Genomic DNA, 6,239 nt, shown 5'->3' with positions numbered 1-6,239 from the left:
CGGGGCGCTCCTCCGGGTATCTGGCAGTTGCCGGGGGAGATTCTGGACTCAGCGCTACTGAGGGTATATCGATTGCGGTGATATTTTTATTATTATTTATATTTAAGGTAAATATAAATATTCCTGACGGAGGGATTAATTCGCTAATTAATATTCAACAGGAAAATAATAAAAGGGTCGCTTATGGAATATTCCTTCTACATGTGATGACCGAGAGCAATAAAGCTACCTTGGGTTGAATTCAGATATTATTTAGGGCCAAGCGTTACCTCCCCCTGACTCTTTCGCTTTATGATAAACATCCCTTGACCAAAAAATACCATCTGACTTCGAAACTCTCGCGGGCAGGGGAGATATTTCCTTTCCCTGAAGCGGCAGGTAATAAATCCAGCCGAACACACGGCGGATGAGGGATATCCGTCCGGGCATTTGGTCCTGTCTGCAGACCAATGAAAGTGAAAGGCACAGGAGGTGCAATGAAGATTTTCCGCCCATTATGGCGCGACGGGGCTTTTCTGGTCCCGCAGCAGTTTCAGCAACAGGCCCGCTGGGACGCGCACGTCGCCGATACGGTCTCCCGCATGGCTCTCGCCCACCCGTGGGGGGTATTGCGCGCGGAGTTTGACGCGAGCGCGCTCACCCTTTCCCGGCTCAACGCTACCCGGCTGATCGTGCGTTTCGCCGACGGAACGCTGATTGACACCGAGCTGGCGGATATTTTGCCACCGGTCCGCGATGTATCGGACGTGATGCAGGACAGCGTGGAGGTTCTGCTCGCTCTGCCGCTGCTCAGCGCCAGCGGCGGCAATCTTGATGACGGCCAGGAGAGCGCCCGCCCGCGNCGCTGGCGCGCCGAGCAGGTGACCGTCCAGGAGCTGGCCGGCCATGAACGCAGCGAGCTGGCCGTTCTGCGGCACGCGCTAACGCTGCGTCTCTCCACCGAGGAAAATGCAGCCTTTCTCACCTGCCCGGTAGCGCGTCTGGTGCGCGACGCCCAGGGGCAGTGGATCGTTGACCCGGAATTCATCCCGCCGCTGCTGTCGCTGGCGGCAAGCCCGACGCTGGTCAGCGAGCTGGGCGAGCTGTTACATCGCCTGCAGGCCCGACGCAGACGCCTGATGGCCATGCGTCGTGAAAGCAATGCGCGGATGGCTGATTTTGCCGTGGCGGATGTTTCCCTGTTCTGGCTGCTCAACGCGCTGAACAGCGCTGAACCGGTGCTCAGCGAGCTGCATCAGGACCCTTCGCGCCATCCGGAGCTGCTCTATCGCGAACTGGCCAGGCTGGCCGGCAGTCTGCTGACTTTCTCCCTTGAACATCATCTGGAAGCAATCCCCCGCTACCGGCATGCCTCGCCAGAGCAGGTATTCCCACCGCTGTTTGCCCTGCTGGATACGCTGCTCGAAGTCAGCCTGCCCTCAAGGGTGATCGCCATCGCTCTGGAGCAGGGCGCCGACCGGGAGATCTGGCGGGGCAGGCTGCACGATGCGCGGCTGCGCGAGGGGGCGGATTTTTATCTGTCGGTGCGCTCTTCACTCCCCCCTCACCAGCTACAGAGCCGCTTTCCGCAGCTCTGTAAGGCGGGTAGCCATGATGATGTCGCCGAGGTCGTCAATATTGCCCTCAGCGGCATCGCGATCAAACCGCTGAGCCATGTGCCGGCGGCCATTCCGCTACGTCTGGAAAACCAATATTTCGCTCTGGATCTCTCCACCGACGCCGCCCGCACGATGCTGGAGGCCGGCAACTGCACCTTCTATACCCCGGAATCGCTTGGCGACGTGAAACTTGAACTCTTTGCGGTACTGCGCTCATGAATACCTCTGAAAGCGATCTGATCAACAAAACCTTTTACCCGGGCTGGCTGATGGTCAGCCAGTTACGCTGCGGCCAGCCGGTGACCGATGGCGAGGCGCTCTATCGCCAGGCCTGTCGATGGGTGACCGAGGCGCGCGAGGCGCTGACGGCGGGGGGAGTCAGTGAAGCCAGCGCTGAGCAGATGCTCTATGCCTACTGCGCGCTGCTCGATGAGAGCGTCCTCAACCGCGCCAGTCAGGATGATGGCTACCGCAGGTGGCGCAAGGATCCGCTGCAGGCGCGCTTTTTCAGCACTCTCAACGCCGGGGAAGAGCTCTGGGAACGGATCCGCCAGCTGCTGCGAGAGCCCACGGCGGATGCGGCAGTGCTGACTTGTTTCTATCGTACTTTGCAACTGGGGTTTGTCGGACAGTACCGCGCCGAGGATGACGAACGGCGTGAGGACGTGGCGCAAGCGCTTGGCGCGCGGGTCCCGCCGTTCAGCCTGACCCAGGAGGCGCCGGTGGTGGTTCGTGCCTCCCGGCTGCGCAGCGGACGGCGGATGTACTGGTGCGGCTGGGCGGCTGGCATTGTGGCGCTGGCGGCGCTGTGGTTGACCTTCTCCTCCGTGCTGTCACAGATGGTGGCGCAGATAGCAGGGCAGGGATAAGAGATGCGTGATAACGCCCGTCGTCTGCTTACGCTACTGACCGTCATCCTGGCCCTGTGGCTGGTGCTGGGCTTCTGGCCGCTGTCCATCGGCAACCAGGTGATCTTCAGTCTGTGCATCCTGCTGGCGGGCGGCGCGGCGCTCTGGCGTCAGCGTCGCCGGGCAGTCAGCCGTCAGCGATCGGAAATCGTCCTGCCGCCCGAGGATTTTCAGGGGGCAGTGGTTCTGGTCTGCGGGGATACCGACGGTCTGTTTCCCGGGCGTTCGGCGCACGGCGAAACCCGTCACGGCTGGTATCTACGGGGAGACAGCGCGGAGCAATTGCCGGGGCTGGCGCAGTACCTGGCGGCGGCGCGTCCGGCGCTGGTATCGCAGGTTTCCGTGCTGCTGGCGGTGGTACCGGAGCACCACCCCTCCGGGGAGCATCTGGCGCAGTCGCTGCGCGACTGGCGGCGGAGTATCGTTGAGTGCCGAACCTGGCTAAACGGTCTGCCGCCGGTGTGGAGCGTGTTCTGGGTGACGCCGCCAGGCGGCCAGGCAGGGCAAAGCCGCTGGTTTACCATCACGCCGGAGAGGCCTGGGCTCCAGGTGCAGCAGAAGGGACAAGCGCCCCAGTCGGTTGCCGGGTGGCAGCGGGAGGGCAGCCCTGCCTCACGCCTGCATCAGACGCTGTGGCTGGAGAGCATCCTGACCTTGGCCGAAAACGCTCTGTTCCGGCCATTCCGCGCCNGGCAGGCGGAACTTCCTCCGCTGAACCTGTGTGCCGCGGGCATCTGCCTGACACCGGTGGCGGCGGTGGCGAATAACCTCTGGCAACAGCAAATCGCCGCGATCACCACGCTCTCCCCGGGCAACGACGCGGCGCCAGGTCCTCACCCGCTGCCGGATCTTCTTCTGTCGTCACTGCCGCACCGCCACGGGGTCAGCCGCCGGATGCGCGATGCCGGTCTTGCCGCTGGGGTGGGCTTCCTCTTTCTGGCGCTGGCGATGCTGGCTTCCTTTATCAACAACCAGCGCCTGGTGCGCAGCGTCGGCGATCATCTGGCGGTGTATCACCGCCTCAGCGGCACGCCGCCGACGCCGAAGCTGCAGGCGCAGCAGCGTCTGCGTGCCGACAGCCGCCAGCTGGATGACTGGTTGCGCCGGGGGGAGCCGCTGCGTTATCGGCTGGGGCTGTATCAGGGGGGGCGGCTGATCCCCTTCGTTGAAGCCGCTATCAATGACTGGGCGCCGCCCCCGCCGCCGCGTCCGGTCATTAAGCAGGTTGTGCAGGGGCCGCAGACGATCCGCCTCGATAGCATGGCGCTGTTCGATACCGGCAAATCGACGCTGAAACCGGGTTTGACAAAGCTGCTGGTGAACTCGCTGCTGGGCATTAAGGCCAAACCCGGCTGGCTGATCGTGGTGGCAGGCCATACCGACAGCATCGGCAACGATAGATCCAATCAACAACTCTCCCTGAAGCGTGCCGAGGCGGTCCGCGACTGGATGCGCGATACCGGCGATGTGCCGGTGAGCTGTTTTGCGGTGCAGGGCTACGGCGCAAGCCGTCCTGTCGCCAGCAACGAGACGCCAGAGGGGCGGGCGCAAAATCGCCGGGTGGAGATCAGTCTGGTCCCGCAGAAGGACGCCTGTCTGACGCCGGGCACGGCCAATACCTCAGGAGCAGAGACTAACGGATTAAAAAGCGAAACCGAGTAATCAGCGACCCCGATCGCGGAGGTTGAACAACAATCTGCCTGCCTGACCTTGTGCGCTACGGGTCCCTGATAAACAGGAAACAGCGATGGGCGGTAGCGTGCCTGCAGCCAGTCAATCTTGTCGGCTAAGCGAAGCCTCTGCGGGGATGAAGCTCGGGAAAGGGGATGGATAAAGGAGATCATTATGGATAGCGCTAAGGACAGTGGCAGAGAAATGCTGGCGGCGATAAACGTTGAAGGCTCCGGTTTCTGGCTGCTTTTTTTATTTCTCAGTCAGTGAATATAAATATCCCTGGGGTTACCTTTTAGTTACGAAACTCCTGGTGGGGTATCTGATATATCGATATGCACATAAATATATTTATGATGAATGAGATGATTATCATTAAACAAAATTAAACAGGGCGTCCTGTGAATTGATTTTTGATAGTCATTACAGCGGAGTAAAACAGGAATATAATGGATACCTCTTCAATAATTACCGGCACCACCCTTAACCGTTACCAGCTGGATATTCCTTCATGTACCGCATCGCTGGATGTGGAAGAATTCAGTGGGGCAGAAAAACTGAGTGAACTTTATTATTACACTATTACGTTTACCAGCGCAGAGAAAAATATTGATGCCGCACAGCTCCTGAGCAAACCCGCCATGCTGACGATGGGCGGCGGCGCACTGCAGCAGCTGGCGGACTGCAAACGCGTCCATGGTGTGATTACCACCTTCCGGCGCGTCAATCGTTCTGAAGATCAGTCGACCTATCAGATAACCCTCCAGCCGTTTCTCTCCCTGCTGGATAAACAGTTTCGCAGCCATCGTTTTTTCGTCAACAAATCGGTNCCGGAGGTGGTGGAGCAGGTATTGCAGGAACATCACCTCCATGACTGGGAGTATGAGTTTAATCTCAAGCAACACTATCCGCGGCGCGAGCAAATTAATCAGTATCAGGAGAGCGACCTGGCGTTTATCCAGCGCCTGCTGGCNGAGGTGGGGATATTTTATTTCTTCACCCTGCAGGAAGAGGCCCAGAGCGAAGTGGTCCACTTCGCCGACGCGCAGCGGGCGCTGATGTTCGATAAAACACTTCCTGTAAACAGCCCGTCCGGGATGAGCGACAGCGGTACGGAATCGATATGGGGTCTGAACATCACGCACAATGTCGTAGAGGCGAACGTCACTACCCGGGATTATAACCCCCGCGATGCGCAGAGCGTTCTCCAGTCGGCAACAGCGGATATGACCCGGGGAAATGGTGAAGGCATCACTTACGGTGAGGTATACCACTATAAGCTTCGCCACCGGGAGCGTGGCGATAAAATCGACCCGCAGACGGAGACCGCCAACTTCTATGCCCGCCTCGACCATGAGCGTTTTCTGGCTCACCAGACGCTTATTACCGCGAGCAGTACTGCAGCCTGGCTGGCGCCGGCCCAGGTGCTGACCGTTACCGACAGCCTGCCGTCGACCCTGCCTGCGCCCATACAGGATCCGCTGTTAATCACCGGCACCGGTTTTACCGCCAGCCGCCGGGAGGCGCTGCGGGTGTCCCTGCTGGCGGTGCCCTACAGCGAAACATTGTGCTGGCGTCCGCCGCTGCCGCCGCGCCCGAAGGTGACTGGCACCATGACGGCGCGGGTGACCAGCGCGAAAGCGAATGATATCTACGCCTGGCAGGATGCGTCCGGCCTGTACCGGGTGAAATTTGACCCTGACAGAGATGAGAAAGGGCAGGGGCAGGAAAGCATGCCGGTGCGTCTCGCCAAACCCTACGGCGGCGACGTGTACGGCTTTCACTTCCCGCTGATCCAGGGCACGGAGGTGGCGATTGCTTTCCACGAAGGCGATCCCGACCGGCCGTATATTGCGCATGCGCTGCATGACTCGCGGCATGTCGACCCTGTGACGGAGAAAAACAGCACCCGCAATGTGATTCGTACTCCGGCCAATAATAAGCTGCGAATGGAGGATAAGCGCGGCGAGGAGCATATCAAGCTCAGCACCGAGTACGGCGGCAAGACGCAGCTGAACCTGGGGCATAACGTGAATGCGCAAAGGGAGTTGCGGGGCGAGGG

At 60.1% G+C, this 6,239-nt stretch carries 5 protein-coding genes and 1 pseudogene (1 of these 6 only partly in view); all 6 read left to right on the top strand.

Translation table 11 applies throughout. The features are described 5' to 3' along the window. Nucleotides 1-239, top strand: the 3' portion of a protein-coding gene (locus VZP09_RS11445; RefSeq protein WP_328795484.1) for a hypothetical protein. 40 nt of this gene lie to the left of the window's left edge; 239 of the gene's 279 nt are visible here — the last part of the coding sequence; the start codon falls outside the window, past its left edge; it ends in the stop codon at nucleotides 237-239. A 237-nt stretch (nucleotides 240-476) separates the two neighbouring features. Continuing rightward, complete coding sequence (tssK, locus tag VZP09_RS11440) at nucleotides 477-1,817, top strand: type VI secretion system baseplate subunit TssK (protein WP_032415142.1); 1,341 nt, start codon at nucleotides 477-479, stop codon at nucleotides 1,815-1,817. Further along, a complete protein-coding gene (gene tssL / locus VZP09_RS11435) occupies nucleotides 1,814-2,467 on the top strand; it encodes a type VI secretion system protein TssL, short form (protein ID WP_032415141.1) in 654 nt (217 codons plus the stop codon). Before tssK ends, tssL begins: the two co-directional genes overlap by 4 nt. 3 nt (nucleotides 2,468-2,470) lie before the next feature. Continuing rightward, nucleotides 2,471-4,168, top strand: a complete 1,698-nt coding sequence (locus VZP09_RS11430) for an OmpA family protein (protein ID WP_328795146.1) — start codon at nucleotides 2,471-2,473, stop codon at nucleotides 4,166-4,168. Nucleotides 4,169-4,351: 183 nt separating this feature from the next. Next, nucleotides 4,352-4,476, top strand: a pseudogene (locus VZP09_RS11425) (hypothetical protein). A gap of 150 nt (nucleotides 4,477-4,626) precedes the next feature. Continuing rightward, a partial coding sequence (locus tag VZP09_RS11420; RefSeq protein ID WP_328795145.1) for a type VI secretion system Vgr family protein occupies nucleotides 4,627-6,239 on the top strand: 1,613 nt, incomplete at its 3' end.

This window comes from Klebsiella sp. EMBS2024, from assembly GCF_036233805.1.
Taxonomy (GTDB): Bacteria; Pseudomonadota; Gammaproteobacteria; order Enterobacterales; family Enterobacteriaceae; genus Klebsiella; species Klebsiella pneumoniae.
Note: the sequence above shows the minus strand (reverse complement) of the source record. Positions and strands in the feature narration are given on the sequence as shown.

Excerpts from the sequence above, each read along its gene's own strand:
- tssL (WP_032415141.1), top strand. The coding sequence starts at position 1,814 with ATGAATACCTCTGAAAGCGATCTGATCAACAAAACCTTTTACCCGGGC.